Genomic DNA, 19,854 nt, shown 5'->3' with positions numbered 1-19,854 from the left:
GTACGACGACGAGAAGGACGAGGAGAACACCGATGTGCGAGTACTGCGGTTGTCAGTCGCTCGACGCGATCGACACGCTGACCCGCGAGCACGACGAGGTCGTCCGGCTGATCAGCCACCTCCGTCCCGCCCTGGAGGAGGACGGGCCGGCCGGGATGGCGGAGGTCGCCCGGGAGATCGCCCGGGTGCTCGGCCCGCACACCGAGGTCGAGGAACACGGGCTGTTCCCCGCCATGGCCGGTGACTTCCCCGACCAGATCGCCGCACTGGAGGCCGAGCACCGCAGGATCGAGGCCGTCCTCGACGAGGCGGCCGACGGGGTCACGCCCGCCGACCCGACGTGGCCGGACCGGCTGACGGCGGCGATGGCCCTGCTGCGCGACCACATCCTCAAGGAGCAGGACGGCGTCTTCCCGGCGGCGCTCGCCCATCTCGGCACGGAGGAGTGGGAGGCGGTCGACGCCGCGCGCGCCGTGGCCGGAACCGCACTGTCCCGGCCGGCCGTCTGACGCCCCGCCGCCGGGGCCGCCCGGCCCCGCGGCAGCAGCCCCGTGCCCCCGCCCGTCACGACGGGCGGGGGCACGGGGCTGCTTGCCGCAGGCCGCCGGGGCCGCGCCGGGCGGATACCCCCGCCGGTAAATAATCACCGCTTGGTCGTATTTTGTTCTCGGTCGAACTGTTGACCTTGAGGGGGACCGCGGTCTTAGAGTCGCGTGATGGCCGGAACCGATCGCGATTCGAACGGGCCCGTGGCGCCCGGGGACGGAGAGCCGCGGTGAGCACAGACAACCGCCCGGAGCGGGCGAAGGCGGGACTGGACGGGGAACTGGCGGACGCGCTGGTCCGCTCACGCCGGTTCTTCAGCCGGGCCGAGGTCTCCGACGACCTGCGCACCCTGCACCGTATCGGCGGACGGCAGGCGGACGAGTTCTACCGGGACCGCTGGTCGCACGACAAGGTGGTGCGCTCCACCCACGGCGTGAACTGCACGGGCTCCTGCTCGTGGAAGGTGTACGTCAAGGACGGCATCATCACCTGGGAGGCCCAGCAGACCGACTACCCGTCCGTCGGCCCCGACCGCCCCGAGTACGAGCCGCGCGGCTGCCCGCGCGGAGCCGCCTTCTCCTGGTACACGTACTCGCCGACCCGGGTGCGCTACCCGTACGTCCGCGGTGTGCTGCTGCGGATGTACCGCGAGGCCAGGGCCCGGCTCGGCGACCCGGTGGCCGCCTGGGCGGAGATCACCGGCGACCCGGAGCGCGCCCGGCGCTACAAGTCGGTGCGCGGCAAGGGCGGCCTGGTGCGGGCGAGCTGGGACGAGGCGATCGAGATGGTCGCCGCCGCACACGTCCACACCATCAAGGAGTACGGCCCCGACCGGCTGGCCGGCTTCTCGCCGATCCCGGCGATGTCGATGGTGTCGCACGCGGCGGGCGCCCGCTTCTACTCCCTGCTCGGCGGCGCCATGCTGTCGTTCTACGACTGGTACGCCGACCTTCCGGTGGCCTCCCCGCAGGTGTTCGGCGACCAGACCGACGTACCGGAGTCGGGCGACTGGTGGGACGCCGGGTATCTGATCATGTGGGGCTCCAACATCCCCGTCACCCGCACCCCGGACGCCCACTGGATGGCCGAGGCCCGCTACCGCGGCCAGAAGGTCGTCGCGGTCTCCCCGGACTACGCGGACAACGTGAAGTTCGCCGACGAATGGCTGCCCGCCCAGCCCGGCACCGACGGCGCGCTGGCGATGGCCATGGGGCACGTCGTCCTCAAGGAGTTCTTCGTCGACCGGCAGTCGGAGTACTTCACGTCCTACGTGAAGCGGTACACCGACCTGCCGTTCCTGATATCCCTCGACGAGACCGACAACGACCCCGGCACCTACACGCCGGGCAAGTTCCTCACCGCGGCCGACCTGGGTGGCGCGGCGGCAGGCGCCGAGCACGCGCGGTTCCGCACCGTCCTGCTGGACGCCGCCACCGGCGGGCCCGTCGTCCCCAACGGCACCCTCGGCGACCGCTGGGGCGACTCCGGCGCCGGGAAGTGGAACCTCGACCTCGGGGACACCGACCCGCTGCTGTCCGCCGCCGGCGGCACCGAACCGCCCGTCGCGGTCTCCCTGCCCCGCTTCGACGGCCTGGACGGCGCCGCGGGCCGGATGCTGCGCGGCGTACCGGTGCGCCGGATCGGCGGACGGCTGGTCACTACCGTCTACGACCTCCTCCTCGCCCAGTACGGCGTCGCCCGCGACGGACTGCCCGGCCGGTGGCCGCAGTCGTACGAGGACACCGCCGAGCCGTACACCCCCGCCTGGCAGGCCGGGATCACCGGCGTCGACGCGGCCCGCGCCGCCCGGATCGCCCGCGAGTTCGCCGCCAACGCCGAGGAGTCCCGCGGCCGTTCGATGATCATCATGGGCGCGGGCACCAACCACTGGTTCCACTCCGACACCATCTACCGCGCCTTCCTCACCCTCACCACCCTCACCGGCTGCCAGGGCGTCAACGGCGGTGGCTGGGCGCACTACGTCGGCCAGGAGAAGGTCCGCCCGCTCACCGGCTACTCGGCGATCGCCACCGCCGCCGACTGGAACCGGCCCGCCCGGCAGATGATCCAGACCGCCTACTGGTACCTCCACACCGACCAGTTCCGCTACGACCCGTTCGCCGCCGACACCCTCGCCGCGGCCGGGGCGGGCGGACCGTTCGCCGGGAAGACCACCGCCGACGTCATCGCGCAGTCGGCACGGCTCGGCTGGATGCCGTCGTACCCCACCTTCGACCGCAACCCGCTCGACCTCGCCGACGAGGCCGCCGCCGCGGGCCGCCCGGCCGGCGAGCACATCGTGGACGAACTCAGGTCCGGGCGGCTGGGGTTCGCCGGCGAGGACCCCGACGACCCGGCCAACTTCCCCCGGGTGCTGACCGTATGGCGGGCCAATCTGCTCGGCTCCTCCGCCAAGGGCAACGAGTACTTCCTCAAGCACCTGCTCGGCACCGACGCCTCCGTACGCGCCACAGAGGCGCCCGAGGAGGCCCGGCCGCGCGACGTGAAGTGGCACGACGAGGCACCCGAGGGCAAGCTCGACCTGCTGCTCACCCTCGACTTCCGGATGACCAGCACCACCGTGTTCTCCGACATCGTGCTGCCCGCCGCCACCTGGTACGAGAAGCACGACCTGTCCAGCACCGACATGCACCCCTTCGTGCACGCCTTCAACCCGGCCATCTCCCCGCCCTGGCAGACCCGCACCGACTGGGACGCCTTCCACACCCTGGCCCGGGAGTTCAGCCGCCAGGCCGAGACCCACCTGGGTACCCGCACCGACGTGATCGCCGCGCCGCTGCTGCACGACACCCCCGACGAGATGGCCACCCCGCACGGCACGGTACGCGACTGGCGGGCGGGCGAGTGCGAGCCCGAACCCGGCCGCACCATGCCCAGGCTGATCACCGTGGAACGGGACTACCCGGCCGTCGCCGACAAGATGGCCGCCCTCGGCCCGCTCCTGGACACCCTCGGCGCCACCACCAAGGGCATCACCTTCGAGGTCGGCCGTGAACTCGACCACCTGCGGCACAAGAACGGCACCGTGCGCGGCGGCACCGCCGACGGCCGCCCCGCCCTCGCCCGCGACACCCACGCCTGCGAGGCGATCCTCGCCCTGTCCGGCACCACCAACGGCCGGCTCGCCACCCAGGGCTTCCACACCCTGGAGGCCCGCACCGGGACCAGGCTGGCCGACCTGGCCGCCGAACACGAGGGCAAACAGGTCACGTTCGCCGACACCCAGGCCGCCCCGGTCCCCGTCATCACCTCACCGGAGTGGTCCGGCTCGGAGAGCGGCGGGCGGCGCTACTCGCCGTTCACCGTCAACGTCGAGCGGCTCAAGCCCTGGCACACCCTCACCGGACGCCAGCACTTCTACCTCGACCACGACTGGATGACCGCCCTCGGCGAGCAACTGCCCGTCTACCGGCCCCCGCTGAACATGGACGCGCTGTTCGGCGAACCCCGCATCGGCGACGTCGGCGAACTCGGTGTCACCGTGCGGTACCTGACGCCGCACAACAAGTGGTCCATCCACTCCGAGTACCAGGACAACCTGTTCATGCTCTCCCTGTCCCGGGGCGGCCCGACGATCTGGATGAGCAAGGAGGACGCCGCGAAGATCGGCGTCCACGACAACGACTGGATCGAGGCCGTCAACCGCAACGGTGTGGTCGCCGCCCGCGCGATCGTCTCCCACCGGATGCCGGAAGGCACCGTCTACATGCACCACGCCCAGGACCGCCTGATCGACGTGCCCCGCACCGAGACCACCGGCAGGCGCGGCGGCATCCACAACTCCCTGACCCGGCTGCTGATCAAGCCCAGCCACCTCATCGGCGGCTACGCCCAGCTGTCGTACGCCTTCAACTACCTCGGCCCGACCGGCAACCAGCGCGACGAGGTCACCGTCATCCGCCGCCGTGCGAACCAGGAGGTGACGTACTGATGTCCCGTGACAAGGCCCCCGTCGGACGGGTCATGGCACAGATGGCGATGGTCATGAACCTCGACAAGTGCATCGGCTGCCACACCTGTTCCGTCACCTGCAAACAGGCGTGGACCAACCGCACCGGCGTCGAGTACGTCTGGTTCAACAACGTCGAGACCCGCCCCGGACAGGGCTATCCCCGCCGCTACGAGGACCAGGAACGCTGGAAGGGCGGCTGGGAGCTCAACCGGAACGGCCGGCTCGCCCTCAAGGCCGGCGGCCGGTTCAAGAAGCTCGTCCAGATCTTCTCCAACCCCGTCCTGCCGTCCCTCGACGACTACTACGAGCCCTGGACGTACGACTACGAGACCCTCACCAACGCCCCCCTCCAGGACCACACCCCGGTCGCCCGCCCCAAGTCCCTGATCACCGGCAAGGACATGAAGATCGCCTGGTCGGCCAACTGGGACGACAACCTCGGCGGCGCCGTCGACCACGGCCACCAGGACGTGCTGCTCAACCAGGTCTCCGAGAAGATCAAGTTCGAGTTCGAGCAGACCTTCATGTTCTACCTGCCGCGCATCTGCGAGCACTGCCTCAACCCGTCCTGCGCGGCCAGCTGCCCCTCCGGCGCCATCTACAAGCGCGAGGAGGACGGCATCGTCCTCGTCGACCAGGACCGCTGCCGGGGCTGGCGGATGTGCGTGACCGGATGCCCGTACAAGAAGGTCTACTTCAACCACCGCACCGGCAAGGCCGAGAAGTGCACCTTCTGCTTCCCGCGCGTCGAGGTCGGTCTGCCCACCGTCTGCTCGGAGACCTGCGTGGGCCGGCTGCGCTACATCGGCCTCGTCCTCTACGACGCCGACCGTGTCCTGGAGGCCGCCTCCACCCCCGACGAGACCGGACTCTACGAGGCCCAGCGCGACGTCTTCCTCGACCCGCACGACCCCGGGGTGATCGCCGCCGCCGAACGCGCCGGCATCCCCCGCGACTGGATCGACGCGGCCCAGCGCTCCCCGGTCCACGCCCTCATCAACACCTACCGGGTGGCCCTGCCCCTGCACCCCGAGTACCGCACCCTCCCCATGGTCTGGTACATCCCGCCGCTCTCCCCGGTCGTGGACGCCGTCCGTGACACCGGCGAGGACGCCGAGGACCACCGCACCCTCTTCGCCGCCGTGGACGCCCTGCGCATCCCCGTCGACTACCTCGCCCAGCTGTTCACCGCGGGCGACCCCCAGCCGGTCGACGCGGTCCTGCGGCGGCTGGCCGCGATGCGCTCCTACATGCGCGACATCAACCTCGGCCGTGAACCCGACGACCGCATCCCCGAGGCCGTCGGCATGACCGGCGAACAGGTCTACGACATGTACCGGCTGCTGGCCCTCGCCAAGTACGACGAGCGTTACGTCATCCCCCCGGCCCACGCCGAACAGGCCCACAAGCTCGAGGAACTCGCCACCGAGTGCAGCCTCGACTACGAGGGCGGCCCCGGCATGGGAGGCTCCGGCCCCTTCGGCGAGGCGTCCGGCGGCGCCGCCCCCATCGCCGTGGAGACCTTCCACGCGCTGCGCGACCGGCAGACCTCCGACACCGCCACCACCCCCACCGACAAGGCGAGCCGTGTCAACCTCCTCAACTGGGACGGCAAGGGCGCCCCGCCCGGCCTCTTCCCCGACCGGCCGGACTCCGGCGCTCCGACGGCCGGGGAGGAGCCGAAGCCATGAGGAAGAAGACGAGGCCCGCCTTCCGCACCGAGCCCTGGCACCCCCGTGCCTGGCAGGTCCAGTCCCTGCTGCTCGCCTACCCCGACGACGCGTTCGCGGAGAACCTGGCGCTCGCCGAACGGGCCGCCCGGACCCTGCCGCGCCCGGTCGCCGAACCGCTGCTGCGTTTCACCGCGCACGCCGCGCGGACGGCCCGCCCCGCTCCCGGCCGGCCGCCCGGCACCGCGCCCGCCGACCTGGCCGCCGCCTACGTCACCACCTTCGACCACCGCAAGCGCTGCTGCCCGTACCTGACGTACTACGCGTACGGCGACACCCGTAAACGCGGCCTCGGACTGGTGCGCCTGAAGCAGACCTACGCGGCGGCCGGGTGGCGGCTCGCCGACGACGAACTGCCCGACCACCTCGCCGTCGTCCTGGAGTTCGCCGCGGCCGACCCGGGGACCGGCTCCCGGCTGCTCACCGAGCACCGCGCGGGCCTGGAACTCCTGCGCCTCGCCCTCACCGACGACCACGCCCCCTGGGCACACGTCCTGGACTCGGTGTCCGCGACCCTGCCCGCCCTCGCCGGCGACGACCGCGACGCCGTGGCACGCCTCGCCGCCGAGGGCCCGCCCGAGGAACAGGTCGGCCTCGACCCCTACGCACCCCCGCAGTTCCTGCCCGACCCCGTCGCAGGAGGCCCCCGATGACCGCCGCCCCCGCCCGCTCCCTCGACCTGGCCGCCGGCACCGGCACCGGCGCCGTCCTGCTGTGGGTCGCCCTGCCCTACGTCTGCATCGCCGTGTTCGTCCTCGGCCACGTATGGCGCTACCGCTACGACAAGTTCGGCTGGACCACCCGCTCCTCCCAGCTCTACGAGCGGCGGCTGCTGAGGATCGGCAGCCCCCTGTTCCACTTCGGCATCCTCGTGGTGCTGCTCGGCCACATCGGCGGCCTGGTGATCCCCAAGAGCTGGACGGAGACCCTCGGGATCAGCGAGGACATGTACCACTTCGGCGCGGTCGTCCTCGGCACGATCGCCGGCGTCGCCACGCTCGGCGGCCTCGCCATCCTGATCTACCGCCGCCGCACCGTGGGCCCGGTCTTCTCCGCCACCACCCGCAACGACAAGGCGATGTACGTCTCCCTGACGCTGACCATCGCGCTCGGCCTGTCCGCGACCGTCGTCGCGAACATCATCGGCGGCGGATACGACTACCGCGAGACCATCTCGCCCTGGTTCCGGTCGGTCTTCTATTTCCGGCCCGATCCCGGCCTGATGAGCGGTGCGCCGGTGCTGTTCAAACTGCACGCGATCAGCGCCATGCTGCTCTTCGCGGCCTGGCCCTTCACCCGGCTCGTCCACATGCTCACCGCGCCGCTCGGCTATCTCACCCGCCCCTACGTCGTCTACCGCAGCCGCGACCGCCGGCTCGGCACCCGGCCCCCGCGGCGCGGCTGGGAGCGCACCGGAGTGTGAGCCGCGGGTGCGGGGCCGCCTCGCGGCCGGCCCCCGGACCGCTCAGACGTCGCCGCGGTGCAGCGGCACGGCCCAGCTGAGGACCGTACCGCGCTCCTTGCCCGCGGCGACCTCGAAGGTCCCCGACAGCACCTCGGCGCGTTTGCGCAGATTGGCCAGGCCGCTGCGGCGCGTCACCGTGGGGTCGATGCCGCGGCCGTTGTCCGCGACCCGCAGCCGCAGCGCGTGCCCGGTGACCTCCACGGTGACGTCGACCGCCGTGGCACCGGCGTGCCGGGCCGCGTTGGACAGCGCCTCGCCGACCACCGCCAGCAGATGCTCCGCGTACTCGGGCGGCACATCGGTGTCCAGCAGACCGGTCATCCGCAGCGCCGGGGCGAACCCCAGCGCCCCGGCCGCCCGGTCGGCCGCCGCGACCAGCTTCGCCCGCAGCCCGCCCGCCAGGGTCCGGTCGCTCTCGCGCAGCCCGTAGATGGTGGACCGGATGACCTTGATGGTGTCGTCCAGATCGTCCACGACACGCTGGATACGTTCCTTGGGCCGACCGTCGACATGCCCGAGCGTCGACTGGAGCGTCAGGGCACCGGCGAACAGCCGCTGGATCACCAGGTCGTGCAGGTCCCGGGCGATCCGGTCACGGTCGCTGAGCACCAGCATCTGCTCGGAGTCCCGGCGGTGCTCGGCCACCTCCAGGGCCAGGGCGGCCTGGTTGCCGAACCCGGTGACCATGTCGACGACCGCGTCGGGGAACGGGCGGGCGCCGGGCAGATGCGCCACCAGCAGCACCCCGCGGACATGCTCGCCGCCGCCGAGCGGGACGTAGAAGGCCGGCCCGAGGGCGACCACCTCGGAGGTGCCGCCCGCGGTGCGCGGATCGGTGCTCGCGGACTCGCTGACGACCGTCTCCCCGGTGGCGAACACCTTCGCCGCCAGCGCCGTCGCGGGCAGCACCAGACCCCGTACCTCGTCCGCCGCCGTACCGGACGCCACCTCGACGACCAGCTCGCCGCTGTCGCCCACCGGCACCGCCAGGGTGACCAGATCGGCGCCGGACATGTTCCGCACGGTCTCCACGACCGACTCCAGGACCTCCGCGGGGTCCCGGCCGGACAGCAGGCTGCGGGTCAGCTCGTTGGTCGCCGCGAGCCGCCGCTGCTTGCGCCGCGACTCGTCGTACAGCCGGGCGTTGTCGATCGCCACACCGGCCGCCGCGGCCAGCATGCGCAGCACCGCCTCGTCGTCCGCGTCGAACTCCGCGCCGTCCCGCTTGTCCGTGAGGTACAGATTGCCGAACACCTCGTCGCGCACCCGGATCGGGGCGCCGAGGAAGCTCGTCATCGGGGGATGCCCGGCCGGGAAGCCCACGGACGCCGGGTGATCGTTCAGATCCGCCAGGCGCAGCGGCTCCGGGTTGCGGATGAGCAGGCCGAGGATGCCCTCGCCGCGCGGGTAGTGACCGATGCGGGCGGTGGTCTCCGCGTCGATGCCGACCGTGAGGAACTGCTGGATCGTGCCCTCCTCGCCCAGCACCCCGAGCGCCCCGTAGCGGGCGTCGACCAGCGTGACCGCCGACTCCACGATGCGGCGCAGCACGACGTCCAGATGCAGGTCGGAACCCACGGCGAGCACCGCGTCCAGCAGGGTGCGGGTCCTGTCCCGGGCAGCCTGCGCCTGCTGCACCTGCTCCTGCAGTCCGTCCAGCAGCTCGTCCAGCCTCAGCTGGGGCGATGCTCCCGGTGCCACGGCGTCACCCTGGCCCTGTGCACCCTCGTTCACCACAGCTCCCCTCACCGACACGCATCAATCATTGTTCAGCATGCCCGATGCGCCGGGAGCCTTCGACGCTGGCCCTGCCTCCGCGGCCGCCGGCAGCCGCCCCGCGGCACAGGGTCTTCTCAGGAAAATGCCGGTTACAGCCGTATTTCCGGGGCGAGTTGTCCTGTACGGAGGAATTTTCCGCGAGCCCGGGGACCGGCGGAAATTTCCGGTGGCGACGGGACGCCCCGGCCACCGGCCGCGCGACCGTCCCCGCCCGGCCGGAAGCCGCCCGGCGTGTCAGGCGCCCTGCCCGGTCCTCCGGGCGGCCCACCGTCTGCGGACCGCGTCCTCGTGCTCGGCCTGTTCCAGTGCCGTGTCCGCCCGGTCGAGGGCCGCCTCCAGGCGCGGGATCCAGTGCCGTCGCAGGGCCCGTACCCGCTGCCGGGTGCGGGCGGCCTCGGCACCGACCGCGCGTGCCGCGGCGCGGGCGGCGGCGTACGCGGCGGCCGCCCGCACGGCCTCGGCCCAGGCGGTCTCCGCGAGCACCAGCGCCGAGTTCGCGGGCGCCGGGCGGTCCGGGTCCCGTCCGGGGATCTCGCAGGAGGCGGTACGGGGGTGCCGTACGCCCATCGTGGCGGTCCAGACGATCTCCAGCCGGGCGGGGCGGGTGCGGGCCAGGTCGGCCAGGGCCTCCTCGCCGCTCAGCAGCAGCCCGCGCCGCAGCCAGGTCTCCGCCTCCGCGAGCCGTGCGTACCAGTTCCCGCGCGCGGCACGCTCGGCCGCCAGCAGCTCCGCGTGGCGGGCCCGCAGGATGCGCAGCTTCCGGTCCAGCAGGTCCGCGCCGCGCAGCGCGGTGTCCAGGCTGCGCCGCAGCCTCATCCGGCCCGCGCGCCCCGGTGGTACCCGCAGCTCGGCCACCGCTCACCCCTCCCGTCCCGCCAGGCGGGCGTCCAGCAGCGCGGCGGGCAGCATGCCGAGCTCCCCGCGCGGCAGGGTGAGCAGCACCCGCCAGGCCCGCTCCAGCGTGTCCTCCAGCGTGCGCAGCTCGTCGCGCCGCTGGTTCACCAGGCCGTGCCCGAACGCCTCGTCGAAGTCCAGGAAGGCCCGGTCGGCGGGCGGCAGCGCGGCCTGCCCGACCAGGTCGGCCAGCTCCCGCACCTGCCGGGCCCGGGCCAGCGCGGACAGCAGCTGGGCGGCCACGTCCAGATGGTCGTCGCGGGTACGGCCGGGCCCGGCGCCCTTGCGCATCAGCCGGGACAGTGACGACAGCGCGTCCACCGGCGGATAGACGCCCCGGGCGTGCACCGCGCGGGACAGCACGATCTGCCCTTCCGTGATGTACCCGGTGAGGTCCGGCACGGGGTGGGTGATGTCGCCCGCGGGCATGGTCAGCACCGGCAGCACCGTGACCGACCCCGGCAGCCCGCGCACCCGGCCGCAGCGCTCGTAGAGGGAGGCGAGGTCGCTGTACAGGTAGCCGGGATAGGCGCGGCGGGCCGGGATCTCGCCGCGCGCCGCGGACACCTCGCGCAGGGCCTCGGCGTAGCTCGTCATGTCCGTCATCACCACCAGCACGTGCCGGCCGCCGGTGAACGCGAGGTGCTCGGCGACGGTGAGCGCGATGCGCGGGGTCAGCACCCGCTCGATCACCGGGTCGTCGGCGGTGTTGAGCAGCAGCACCAGCTCACCGGCCGCCGAACGCTCCTCCAGCGCGTCACGGACGAACGCGGCGTCGGCGTGGGTGACGCCCATCGCGGCGAACACCACGCAGAACGGCTGCCCGCCCGCCGTCGACTGCGCGGCGATCTGCGCCGCCAGCTCCAGATGCGGCAGCCCGGCCACCGAGAACACCGGGAGCTTCTGCCCGCGTACCAGGGTGGTCAGCGCGTCGACGGCGCTCACCCCGGTCAGCACCGGCTCGGCGGGCGGCTCGCGGAGCACCGGGTTGACCGGGCTGCCGCCGACCGCCGCGGTCGCCGCACCGAACACGGGCGGACCGCCGTCCAGCGGTTCGCCCCGCCCGTTGCACACCCGGCCCAGCCATCCCGGACCCACCGGCACCCGCAGCGGTGACCCGCTGAACGCGGCCCGCAGCCGCGCCGGAGCCATCCCCGCGGTGTCCTCCAGCACCTGCACCACCGCCGTCCCCCGGTCGACCTCCAGTACGAGCCCGTGCCGCCGCTCGCCCGAGTCGAGGGTGAACCGCACGAACTCGTCCCAGCCGACACCGTCGACCTTGTCGACGACGGCGAGCGGCCCGCGCAGTTCCCGCACCGAGGTGAACTCGACGCGTCCCGGGTCCTCCGTGCCGCTCATGGGCGGCCTCCCCGTCCGCTGCTGCTGTGGCGGCGGCGGTCCGCCGCCGGGGCGCCGCCGGTCGTGGCCGGGACAGGATGCGCGGCGCCGTGCCGCCGCCCGGACGGGCCGGGGGCCGACCGGGCGGACCCGTCCCGGCCGATGCCGTCCGGGCCGCGGACGAGGTCGAGGGGCCCGCCGAGTGCCCGTACCGGGGTGTGCCCGGCCCGTCCCCGGGCCGCGGGGCCGGTCACGGCTCGCCTCCTTGCGCCGCGCCGCTCAGTTCCCCGTCGAGCCGGGCCAGTACGGCCGCGCCGTGCCGGCGCACCGACTCCGCGTCGTCCGGGCCGGCCTCCTCGCGGATGCGTAGCAGGGGGGTGAAGTCGACGGCCTCGATGCGCTCGGGCGCCACGCCCCGGTCGGCGAGTTCGCGGCAGCGGTCGGTGACCGCCAGGACCGCCTCGGCCAGCGCGGCCGTCTTGCCCGGCCCGCTGTGCGCGTCCCGCCCGGACAGCGCGCTCTGTTGCAGCACCCCCTCGCGCACCAGCCGCCCGGCGAGCACGCTGACGCGTTCCGCGGCGGGCAGCGCCGCGATGCCGAGCAGGTCGACCAGGTCGGCCAGCCGGTCCGCCTCGGCGAGCACCGCGGCCACCCGGGCCCGGCGCGCGGGCCACTCCGGGTCGTCCGTGGCCGCGTGGTGGTCCCCGAGGGCCTGCGCGTCGCGGGAGAACGACTCCGCCCACGACACCGCCGGATAGTGCCGGGCGTAGGCGAGATCGCGGTCCAGGGTCCACAGACAGCGCACGAAACGCTGGGTGTGCGCGGTCACCGGCTCCGCCATGTCGCCGCCCGGCGGGGAGACCGCGCCGATCACGGTCACCGAACCGGTCCGGCCGCCGAGCGTGGTCACCGCGCCGGCCCGCTCGTAGAACGCGGCGATCGCCGAGGCCAGCCCCGCCGGATAGCCCTCCTCCGCGGGCAGCGCCCCGGTGCGTGAGGCGAACTCGCGCAGCGCCTCCGCCCAGCGGGACGTGGAGTCGGCGATGACGACCACGTCGAGCCCCATGTCACGGAAGTACTCGGCGACCGTCACCCCGCTGTGGACGCTCGCCTCCCGCGCCATCATCGGCATGTTGGAGGTGTTGGCCACGATCACCGTCCGGTCGGCCAGCCGGCCCCCGGTACGCGGGTCGGTCAGCGCCCCGAACTCCTCGATGACGTCGGCCATCTCGTTGCCGCGCTCGCCGCAGCCGACGTAGACGATGACGTCCGCGTCGCACCACTTGGCGATCTGCTGAAGCAGCACCGTCTTGCCGGTGCCGAAGCCGCCCGGCACGGCGACCGTGCTGCCGAGCGCCACCGGGAACAGCAGGTCCACGACCCGCTGGCCGGTGTGCAGCGCCCGCCCGGCGTCCAGCCGGGCCCGCACCGGACGCGGCGCGCGCACCGGCCAGCGCGCCGTCATCCGCACCGGGGTCCCGGCGACCGTCGCGACGACCGCGTCGTCCGTCAGCCGGCCCGCCCCGGCGGCCCGCTCCACCACGCCCGCGCACCCCGGCGGCACCAGTATTTGCATGGGCACCGGGCCCGCGTCCCGGACCTCGCCGAGCACCTCACCGGGCCCCACCGTGCTGCCCACCGGGGCCAGCGGTACGTACGGCCACCGCCGCCGCGCGCGGCCGTCCGCGCGGCCCACGGCGCCCGGCTCGAGCCACGGGCCCGCGTCCGCCAGCGGGCGCAGCAGCCCGTCGAAGATCCCGCCGAGCAGGCCGGGACCGAGCGCCGCCGACAGCGGCCTGCCCAGTGGGCGGACCGGCATGCCGGGCGCGAGACCACCGGTGTACTCGTACGCCTGCACGGTGATCACCGCGTCCCGGATCGCCACCACCTCCCCGGGCAGCCGTGCCTCGCCCAGCTCCACCAGGTCGTACATCGCCGTGCCGGCCGTCACCTCGGCCTCGACCAGCGGCCCGGCGACCCGCAGGACGCGCCCGGTCCCGTACCCGGTGTCCGTCACGGTGTGTGTCACGGCTTGTCCCACGGTGCCCACAGCTCCTCCGCCTCGGCGCCGGCCCCGTCCAGCACGCGCTGTGCGAAGGCGGCGAGAGAGCAGTCCGTCCGGCGTCCCGGAGCGCTCCCCAGCACCCCGCCGCCGGGTGCCTCGGTCACCTCTGCCCCGGCGCCCAGCGCCGCCCGTACGGACGCCGCGAGCCGCTCGCGCAGCTCCGGGTAACCCTCTGAGTGCCGTACCGCCTCCACTCCGCGCACGACCTGCCGGCACAGCTCCTCCCAGCTCTCCCGGCGGGCGGCCAGCTCCAGGTCCCGGGCGGACCGGCGGGCCCGGGCACGCAGGGCGGCACGGGCGCTCCCGGCGTCGGCGGCACCCCGGGCGCGTGCGGTGTCGAGGATCGCGGCGGCCCGCTCCCCGGCCTCGCGGAGCACGGCGGCGGCGTCCGCGTCGGCCGCGGCGAGCACCGCGTCCGCCTCCGCGCGGGCGTCCCGCAGGATGCGGGCGCGCACGGGGGCGAGGCCGGGGCCGGAACCGGCGGACGCCGCGGAGGCGGCCGAGGCGGTCCCGGAGGCGGACCTCATGGCGGTGTCACCGCCGTCGGCGGCCCGTCCCCGGACGCGGTGACGGACGACGGTGATTCCTCCTCCCGTGCCGCGACCGGCGTCGGCGGCCCGTCCTGCGGCGGCATCACCGCGGTCAGCGGCCCGCCCTCCGGCGGCCCGAGCACGGCGGCCGCGGCGGGGGTGAGGATCACCAGACCCACGTCCGCCGCGAGGCCCCGCCACGCGGCGCGCACCGCCTCCGGCCCCCGCGCGGGCAGCACGACCACGCCCGCCGCCGCCCAAGCGGCGACGCGCGACCGTTCCCCGATCGCCGCGACCCGCATGATCACGCCTTCCCGATCAGCAGGATCGCCACCACGAGCCCGTAGATCGCGATGCCCTCCGCGAGCCCCACGATCACCATGGCCCGCCCGAACAGCTCGGGCCGCTCGCTGAGCGCCGCCAGCGCCGCCGCCCCCGTGTACGCGACGGCGATCGCCGCCCCGAGGGACGCCCCGGCGACCGCGATGGCGGCACCGATCAGCGCGGCCGAGTTCGAGCCGGAGCCCTGCGCGGCGGACGTCACCCCGTCCGCGTGCGCGGCGGTGCCGCTCAGCGCGACCGCCAGCAGTGCCAGGGCGCCCGCGAACAGCCCCGCGTCCACCACGAGGACCGCGCGCAGCGCCGCCTTGCCGCGCCGCCGCAGCAGCCGGTGCGTGACCGCGTACGCGGCGAGGAGCAGCGGAAGTGCGACCAGCCAGGCGATCATGTCGTCACCTCTGTCCCGGATCGTGGGCCCAGTGAGCCGTCGGTGGGTGCGCCGGTGCCCGCGCCGGTGCGGGCGGGGCGCTCGGTGGGGACGTGCCAGGGGCGGAACGGGCGGCCCTCGGTCTCGAACACGCGGGAGAACAGCTCGTAGAACTCCAGACGCAGCGCCTGCACCCCGGCCACCAGCGCCTCCAGCGCGAAGGTGAGCGCGTTGCCCAGGACGAGGACCACCGCCGCCGCGACGACCGCCGCGGGGCCCGCCCCGGCCAGTGCGGTGGTGCCCCGCCAGACGATCGCGCCCAGCGCCGCATGGGTCAGCCCGAACGCCGCGAGCCGGGCGAAGGAGACGGTGTTGGAGCCGATCCGCACCACCACGTCGAACAGCTGCACCCCGGTCTGCAGGACGCCCGCGCCACCGCCTCCCGACGCCGCGAACATCCCCGTACCGGCCAGCGCGAGACCCGCGAGGGCGACCAGCGAACCGCCCGCCGTCAGCGCCGTGGTGTGCCGGGCCAGCCCCGCCGCGAGAACGGCGAGCCCCAGGAACACCGACGCCCCGGCGACCCCCGACGCCGCGTACAGCGCCCGCGCCGGGCCGCCCTCCCGCCACCGGTTGACGATGCCCGCCGCGTACGCCGCCGCCAGCAGCACCGCCCCGAACGCGACCGCCGCGCCCAGCAGCCGCAGCGGCTCGTCCACGGGGTCCAGCCACAGCACCGGCAGCACACCGGTCGGGCCGAAGAACTCGCCGTAGGCCACCCCCGCCAGCACACTCGCCACGCCCGCACCCGCCACGAACGGCCACACCGGGCGCAGCGCCGCGAGCCGCGCCGGCCGGCCCGAGCGCAGCAGCAGCGCCCCGGCGAGGAGCAGCAGACCGTGGCCCGCGTCACCGAACATCATCCCGAACATCACGACGTACGCGGCCCCGGCGACGAGCGAGGGGTCGGCGTCGGCGTACGGCACGGTCCCGTAGGTGCGCACCAGCGGCACCACGGCACGGCGCACCGTGCCGCGCTCGTACAGCAGCGTCGGCGGCTCGGCCCCGGACGGCGCCCGCAGCGGTACGACGGCCCCGCCGGCCTCCGCCAGGAGCGGGCCGAGCCGGGACAGGTCACCGGCCGGGCACCAGCCGGCCAGCGCGGCCGTGCCGCCGTGCCGTACCGCCGCTTCCAGATACGTCTCCAGCTGCGCCTCGCCCGCCAGCAGATCGGCCCGGCGCGCCGCCCGCCACCCGTCCGGGTCCGGCGGGAGGGCGGACAGCAGGGGCGCGGCGGCGGCCGCGTCGCCCAGGGCCGCGAGGCCGCGCGCGGCCGGGCCCCGGCGCTCGCCCTCGCCGCCGTCCGGCCGGTCCAGCTCCACACAACCGGCGGCGGCGAGCCGCACCAGCGTGTCGCGCAGCGCCCCGGCCGGTGCGACCACGGCCACCCGCCGCATCCGGGCCGGGACGAGGGAGTCAGCCCAGGAGTTCATCGAACGCCTCCAGCGCGCCTGTGCCCCGCCCGGCACACTCCAGTCCGGCCCGCACCCGCCAGGCGTCGGCGCCCAGCACCGCGACCGCTCCCGCGACCGGTGCGACGTCGTACCGGGTCCGCTCCAGCAGCGCGAGGCCGTCCCGTTCGACGCGCGGCCACCAGCGGGCCTCGGCCCGCCACAGGTCCCGCGGCCGCTCGGTGCCCTCCAGCGCCCAGCGCGCCCCGGCGGGGAGCCGGTCGCGGAACTCCTCGAACCGCCCGGCCGCCGCCGCGCGCAGCGCACCCGCGCCGAGCAGCGGCACGGCACGGTGCTCGGCGGTCCGGGTCAGCGGCAGCCCGGTCACGAAGACCTCCCGGGCCACCAGCAGCGCCGCCTCCCCGGCCGCCCAGCGCGCCGCGCACGGCACGGCCGCCGCGGTGCGGGCCGCCGCCGACAGCCGCATCCCGGTGAGCACGGCCGCCGCGGACGCGCCACCGGGGTCGCCCCACGCGGAAGCGGTCAGCACGGCCCGCAGCTGAGACGGGGAGGACGCCCGGGACAGGCGCGGCCAGGCCGTCGCCAGCGCGCCGAGCCGGTACGGGGCGGGCGGCGGCGTGCCGGTGTCGCCGGGCGTGTCTGACGTGCCGGGCGTGTCGGCGACGCCGGACATGTCTGACGCGCCGGACAGGGCCAGCAGTCTGCGCCGCGTGTTCGCGATCTCGAACGGCGACGCCAGCAGCCGTACGGCGAGCGCGCCGGGCCGGGGCTGCCATCCGGCGAGCACCCGCAGCCACCACACCAGCGCGTCCGACACACCGCGCTGCGCCTCGGCGACCGCGGCCCGGACGTCCAGGCCGCGCCGGTAGGGGGTGGACGCCAGCGTGCGCAGTGCGTCGGGCAGGCCGGGCGCGGCCGCCAGCCGCCGGGCCGTCCCGGGGCCGGCCCGCCCGGCGGCCAGCGCCCGGGCCCGGGTCACTCCGGCGACCCACCCCGCGCCCATGGCGCCTCCCGCGACGTCCCACCGGCCGGCGCACCGGGCACCGCGGCCAGTTCCGCGACCGCCCGCGACACCAGACGTGCCGCCAGTTGCGGGGTCCGCTCCCGTGCGCGTGCCCGCAGGTCCGCCACGGCGCGCCGCGCGTCGTCGGCCGCGCGCTCGTTCTCGGCGGCGTGAGCGCTCCGCAGCCGCAGCGCCGTCTCCCGGCGCACCTCCGGGGCCCGCTCGCGTGCCGTGCGCACCTCGTGCTCGGCCCGCTCCGCCGCGGCACGGCGGCGTCCGGCGGCCTCACGGGCGGCGGACGCACGGATCGCGGCGGCTTCGGCGAGGGTGCCGTCCAGCAGCGCGAGGACCGGCGCCAGCTCGGCCGTGAGCTCGGCGGTCCGGTCCGCGGGGACGGCACCGCCCCCCGCCGGGCCCGGCGAACCCGCCGGCCGGAAACGCGCGAGGAACGCGCGGAGATCAGGCATGACGGCCTCCCGGCACCGTTCCGGTGCTCTTTCACGCTACGGAGAAACACCCGGGACCGCACAAGGGCCGGGTGACCTGCGTCACGGACCGTGCGGCCCCGTGCGGACCGCGGCCGGGCGAGAGACGGTGGATACGGAGACTTCTCAGCTCATCGCCGGAGGTTGCCATGGTCGGCCAGGACGCGCGGGAATCCGGTGCGGCGTCGGTGGAGGCCCGCCGGGCGGTGCCGGGGTACGCCCCGAAGCCCGATGACGAGTTCCGCCAGAATCTGATGGTGCGCTATCTGCAGGCCATGGCCTCCCACTCGGCGGAGGCGGCGGCCCGCGAGGAGGAGGCCGGGGGCGGCCGGACCGGACGGACCGTCACCCTTCCCCCGACCCCCGTCCCCGAACTCCAGGTCCGGTACGTCATGCGGCGCGCCGCGACCGGGATCTCCGCCGACACGCCGTTCCTCGACGTCGCCCGGATGCTGGCCCGCGAGCAGATCGGCGCCGCGCCCGTGGTGGACGAGGAGGAGCGCGTCGTCGGCGTGATCGCGGAGTCCGACCTGCTCGCACGGGCCGCGTCCCTCGCCGCGGACGAACGGCCCGGCGCGTTCGGGAAGCTGTTCGGCCGGCGGCACCGGGACGAGGAGGCGGGCGGCACGGCGGCCACCCTGATGACCTCGCCCGCGCTGACCGTCCACCCCTGGACCAGCGTGCTCGACGCGGCGCGCACGGCCTCCCACTCCCGGATCCGGCAGATCTACGTGACCGACCACAAGGGCAGGCTGGCGGGCGTCGTCAGCCGCAGCGAACTGCTGCAGGCCCTGGTCCGCGACGACGACGCCATCAGGGCGGAGGTCGTCTCCCGGGTGCTCACCGACCTGCTCGGGACCGGCCCCGAGCCCGTGGAGCCCGTGGACGTGGACGTACGCAACGGTGTGGTCACCCTCAGCGGCGCGCTCGCGGCGGACCTCGTGGAGCGGCTGACGGCGGAGGTGGCCGAGATCCCGGACGTCGCCGACGTCGTCGACCACCTCACCCGGCTCTGAGCCCGCGTCCGGACCCGCCGGACCGCGCCGCTCCCACGGAAGCCGCCGGGCCCGCCGAGCACTCCTCCGAGTGTCCGGCGGGCCCGGCGGCTTCCGGCGGCCCAGGGGCTCCGGCAGGTTTCCGCAGCCCTTCGGCCGTGTGCGGTCAGCCGGTGCGCGCCGGTGCCGTACGGGTGAACACGTCCTGTCCGACGGCCGTCGCCTCCCAGGTGTTCGCGGCGTTCGCCGACGCGGTGAGCAGCCAGGTGACACAGATCCGCTCGCCGCCCCCGCCGTCCCCGTCGCCGTAGTACTGGCCGCTCCAGCTCGTCACCGACCCCGCGTCGGTGCCGGCGTTGTGCCAGGCCACCGTCCAGCCGACCGTGGTCCCGTGGTCCGCCAGCGCGGCGGTGTCGTAGCGTCCGACCAGCGGGTACGTGCCCATGGCGTGGCCCTTGGCCGAGACGTAGCCGCCCCTGATGCCGCCGGTCGGGTCGGCCGTGATCGTCATGTGCGAGCCGACCTCGTTGTACCAGTCGCCTCCGATGGTCATCGCGCGCTCCTCGTCCTCTCGTTCCCCGTGGCCGCCGGGTTCTCCGTGGCCCCCGGGGTCTTCGCCGCCGTCCGGTCCGTCAGGAACCGCACGGTGCCGGCCAGGGTGGTCAGCTCGGGATAGTCGTCCTCGTCGATCCGTACGCCGGTGCGGGCCGAGAGCAGCTCCACCAGACTGAGGAAATCCAGCGAGTCCAGCTCCAGCACGTCCCGGAACCGGTCGTCCGGGCCGACCCGGCCGAAGTCGGCGTCCGGGACGATCCTCCTGACGCACTCCTCGACGGCGCGCCTGGCGTCGGTGTCGCTGAGCGGTTTCATCTG

The 19,854-nt window shown here is 74.8% G+C and carries 19 protein-coding genes; 6 read left to right on the top strand and 13 right to left on the bottom strand.

The annotated features are described in order from the left end of the window. Positions 1 to 32 precede the first annotated feature (32 nt). The 5 genes from ABZ862_RS21955 to narI all read left to right on the top strand — a co-directional run bounded on the left by ABZ862_RS21955 (position 33) and on the right by narI (position 7,672). Positions 33 to 509, top strand: a complete 477-nt coding sequence (locus tag ABZ862_RS21955) for a hemerythrin domain-containing protein (protein WP_360960521.1) — start codon at positions 33 to 35, stop codon at positions 507 to 509. A 266-nt stretch (positions 510 to 775) separates the two neighbouring features. Beyond that, positions 776 to 4,498, top strand: coding sequence for a nitrate reductase subunit alpha (locus ABZ862_RS21950; protein WP_360960519.1), 3,723 nt, complete (start codon positions 776 to 778; stop codon positions 4,496 to 4,498). Beyond that, positions 4,498 to 6,210 carry a nitrate reductase subunit beta gene (gene narH, locus ABZ862_RS21945; protein ID WP_360960518.1) on the top strand — a complete coding sequence of 571 codons (1,713 nt, stop codon included), beginning with the start codon at positions 4,498 to 4,500 and terminating at the stop codon, positions 6,208 to 6,210. The genes ABZ862_RS21950 and narH overlap by 1 nt, the downstream gene beginning before the upstream one ends. Beyond that, a complete protein-coding gene (narJ, locus tag ABZ862_RS21940; protein WP_360960516.1) occupies positions 6,207 to 6,902 on the top strand; it encodes a nitrate reductase molybdenum cofactor assembly chaperone in 696 nt (231 codons plus the stop codon). The genes narH and narJ overlap by 4 nt, the downstream gene beginning before the upstream one ends. Further along, positions 6,899 to 7,672 carry a respiratory nitrate reductase subunit gamma gene (gene narI / locus ABZ862_RS21935; protein ID WP_360960514.1) on the top strand — a complete coding sequence of 258 codons (774 nt, stop codon included), beginning with the start codon at positions 6,899 to 6,901 and terminating at the stop codon, positions 7,670 to 7,672. Before narJ ends, narI begins: the two co-directional genes overlap by 4 nt. A 42-nt stretch (positions 7,673 to 7,714) precedes the next feature. Here the strand turns inward: narI and ABZ862_RS21930 are convergent, their stop codons facing one another. The 11 genes from ABZ862_RS21930 to ABZ862_RS21880 form a co-directional block, all read right to left on the bottom strand. Further along, positions 7,715 to 9,448, bottom strand: a complete 1,734-nt coding sequence (locus ABZ862_RS21930; RefSeq protein ID WP_360960513.1) for a GAF domain-containing protein — start codon at positions 9,446 to 9,448, stop codon at positions 7,715 to 7,717. Between the two features lie 279 nt (positions 9,449 to 9,727). Next, complete coding sequence (locus tag ABZ862_RS21925; protein WP_360960511.1) at positions 9,728 to 10,348, bottom strand: V-type ATP synthase subunit D; 621 nt, start codon at positions 10,346 to 10,348, stop codon at positions 9,728 to 9,730. A gap of 3 nt (positions 10,349 to 10,351) precedes the next feature. Then, entirely contained in the window at positions 10,352 to 11,746 is a 1,395-nt protein-coding gene (locus ABZ862_RS21920; RefSeq protein WP_360960509.1) for a V-type ATP synthase subunit B, read from the bottom strand. Further along, positions 11,743 to 11,979 carry a hypothetical protein gene (locus ABZ862_RS21915; RefSeq protein ID WP_360960507.1) on the bottom strand — a complete coding sequence of 79 codons (237 nt, stop codon included), beginning with the start codon at positions 11,977 to 11,979 and terminating at the stop codon, positions 11,743 to 11,745. The genes ABZ862_RS21920 and ABZ862_RS21915 overlap by 4 nt, the downstream gene beginning before the upstream one ends. Further along, complete coding sequence (locus ABZ862_RS21910) at positions 11,976 to 13,766, bottom strand: V-type ATP synthase subunit A (RefSeq protein ID WP_360960505.1); 1,791 nt, start codon at positions 13,764 to 13,766, stop codon at positions 11,976 to 11,978. The genes ABZ862_RS21915 and ABZ862_RS21910 overlap by 4 nt, the downstream gene beginning before the upstream one ends. Further along, on the bottom strand, positions 13,751 to 14,317 hold the full coding sequence (locus ABZ862_RS21905) for a hypothetical protein (protein WP_360960503.1): 567 nt from the start codon (positions 14,315 to 14,317) through the stop codon (positions 13,751 to 13,753). Before ABZ862_RS21905 ends, ABZ862_RS21910 begins: the two co-directional genes overlap by 16 nt. Beyond that, complete coding sequence (locus ABZ862_RS21900) at positions 14,314 to 14,622, bottom strand: hypothetical protein (RefSeq protein ID WP_360960501.1); 309 nt, start codon at positions 14,620 to 14,622, stop codon at positions 14,314 to 14,316. Before ABZ862_RS21900 ends, ABZ862_RS21905 begins: the two co-directional genes overlap by 4 nt. Positions 14,623 to 14,624: 2 nt before the next feature. After that, a complete protein-coding gene (locus ABZ862_RS21895; RefSeq protein ID WP_360960500.1) occupies positions 14,625 to 15,047 on the bottom strand; it encodes an ATP synthase subunit C in 423 nt (140 codons plus the stop codon). Next, on the bottom strand, positions 15,044 to 16,519 hold the full coding sequence (locus tag ABZ862_RS21890; protein WP_360960498.1) for a V-type ATPase 116kDa subunit family protein: 1,476 nt from the start codon (positions 16,517 to 16,519) through the stop codon (positions 15,044 to 15,046). Before ABZ862_RS21890 ends, ABZ862_RS21895 begins: the two co-directional genes overlap by 4 nt. Continuing rightward, positions 16,503 to 17,501 carry a hypothetical protein gene (locus ABZ862_RS21885; RefSeq protein ID WP_360960496.1) on the bottom strand — a complete coding sequence of 333 codons (999 nt, stop codon included), beginning with the start codon at positions 17,499 to 17,501 and terminating at the stop codon, positions 16,503 to 16,505. Before ABZ862_RS21885 ends, ABZ862_RS21890 begins: the two co-directional genes overlap by 17 nt. Further along, positions 17,474 to 17,968 (bottom strand): hypothetical protein, encoded by a 495-nt coding sequence (locus ABZ862_RS21880; RefSeq protein ID WP_360960494.1) that lies wholly within the window; start codon positions 17,966 to 17,968, stop codon positions 17,474 to 17,476. Before ABZ862_RS21880 ends, ABZ862_RS21885 begins: the two co-directional genes overlap by 28 nt. A 167-nt stretch (positions 17,969 to 18,135) precedes the next feature. Between ABZ862_RS21880 and ABZ862_RS21875 the strand changes: the two genes are divergently transcribed. After that, positions 18,136 to 19,002, top strand: coding sequence for a CBS domain-containing protein (locus tag ABZ862_RS21875; protein ID WP_360960493.1), 867 nt, complete (start codon positions 18,136 to 18,138; stop codon positions 19,000 to 19,002). 145 nt (positions 19,003 to 19,147) lie between these two features. Here ABZ862_RS21875 and ABZ862_RS21870 read toward each other — a convergent pair whose 3' ends face one another. Together ABZ862_RS21870 and ABZ862_RS21865 are read right to left on the bottom strand one after the other, a co-directional pair. Next, positions 19,148 to 19,534 carry an avidin/streptavidin family protein gene (locus tag ABZ862_RS21870; protein ID WP_360960491.1) on the bottom strand — a complete coding sequence of 129 codons (387 nt, stop codon included), beginning with the start codon at positions 19,532 to 19,534 and terminating at the stop codon, positions 19,148 to 19,150. Next, positions 19,531 to 19,851, bottom strand: coding sequence for an acyl carrier protein (locus ABZ862_RS21865; RefSeq protein WP_360960489.1), 321 nt, complete (start codon positions 19,849 to 19,851; stop codon positions 19,531 to 19,533). Before ABZ862_RS21865 ends, ABZ862_RS21870 begins: the two co-directional genes overlap by 4 nt. Between the last annotated feature and the right edge of the window lie 3 nt (positions 19,852 to 19,854).

Source organism: Streptomyces sp. NPDC047000 (assembly GCF_040644295.1).
GTDB lineage: Bacteria > Actinomycetota > Actinomycetes > Streptomycetales > Streptomycetaceae > Streptomyces.
The sequence above is the reverse complement of the archived record's forward strand: the minus strand, read 5'-3'. Positions and strand labels throughout refer to the sequence as shown.

Coding starts and splice junctions, on each gene's coding strand:
- ABZ862_RS21955 (WP_360960521.1), top strand. CDS start 33: ATGTGCGAGTACTGCGGTTGTCAGTCGCTCGACGCGATCGACACGCTG.
- narH (WP_360960518.1), top strand. CDS start 4,498: ATGTCCCGTGACAAGGCCCCCGTCGGACGGGTCATGGCACAGATGGCG.
- narJ (WP_360960516.1), top strand. CDS start 6,207: ATGAGGAAGAAGACGAGGCCCGCCTTCCGCACCGAGCCCTGGCACCCC.
- narI (WP_360960514.1), top strand. CDS start 6,899: ATGACCGCCGCCCCCGCCCGCTCCCTCGACCTGGCCGCCGGCACCGGC.
- ABZ862_RS21920 (WP_360960509.1), bottom strand. CDS start 11,746: ATGAGCGGCACGGAGGACCCGGGACGCGTCGAGTTCACCTCGGTGCGG.
- ABZ862_RS21905 (WP_360960503.1), bottom strand. CDS start 14,317: ATGAGGTCCGCCTCCGGGACCGCCTCGGCCGCCTCCGCGGCGTCCGCC.
- ABZ862_RS21900 (WP_360960501.1), bottom strand. CDS start 14,622: ATGCGGGTCGCGGCGATCGGGGAACGGTCGCGCGTCGCCGCTTGGGCG.
- ABZ862_RS21895 (WP_360960500.1), bottom strand. CDS start 15,047: ATGATCGCCTGGCTGGTCGCACTTCCGCTGCTCCTCGCCGCGTACGCG.
- ABZ862_RS21890 (WP_360960498.1), bottom strand. CDS start 16,519: ATGAACTCCTGGGCTGACTCCCTCGTCCCGGCCCGGATGCGGCGGGTG.
- ABZ862_RS21885 (WP_360960496.1), bottom strand. CDS start 17,501: ATGGGCGCGGGGTGGGTCGCCGGAGTGACCCGGGCCCGGGCGCTGGCC.
- ABZ862_RS21880 (WP_360960494.1), bottom strand. CDS start 17,968: ATGCCTGATCTCCGCGCGTTCCTCGCGCGTTTCCGGCCGGCGGGTTCG.
- ABZ862_RS21875 (WP_360960493.1), top strand. CDS start 18,136: ATGGTCGGCCAGGACGCGCGGGAATCCGGTGCGGCGTCGGTGGAGGCC.
- ABZ862_RS21870 (WP_360960491.1), bottom strand. CDS start 19,534: ATGACCATCGGAGGCGACTGGTACAACGAGGTCGGCTCGCACATGACG.
- ABZ862_RS21865 (WP_360960489.1), bottom strand. CDS start 19,851: ATGAAACCGCTCAGCGACACCGACGCCAGGCGCGCCGTCGAGGAGTGC.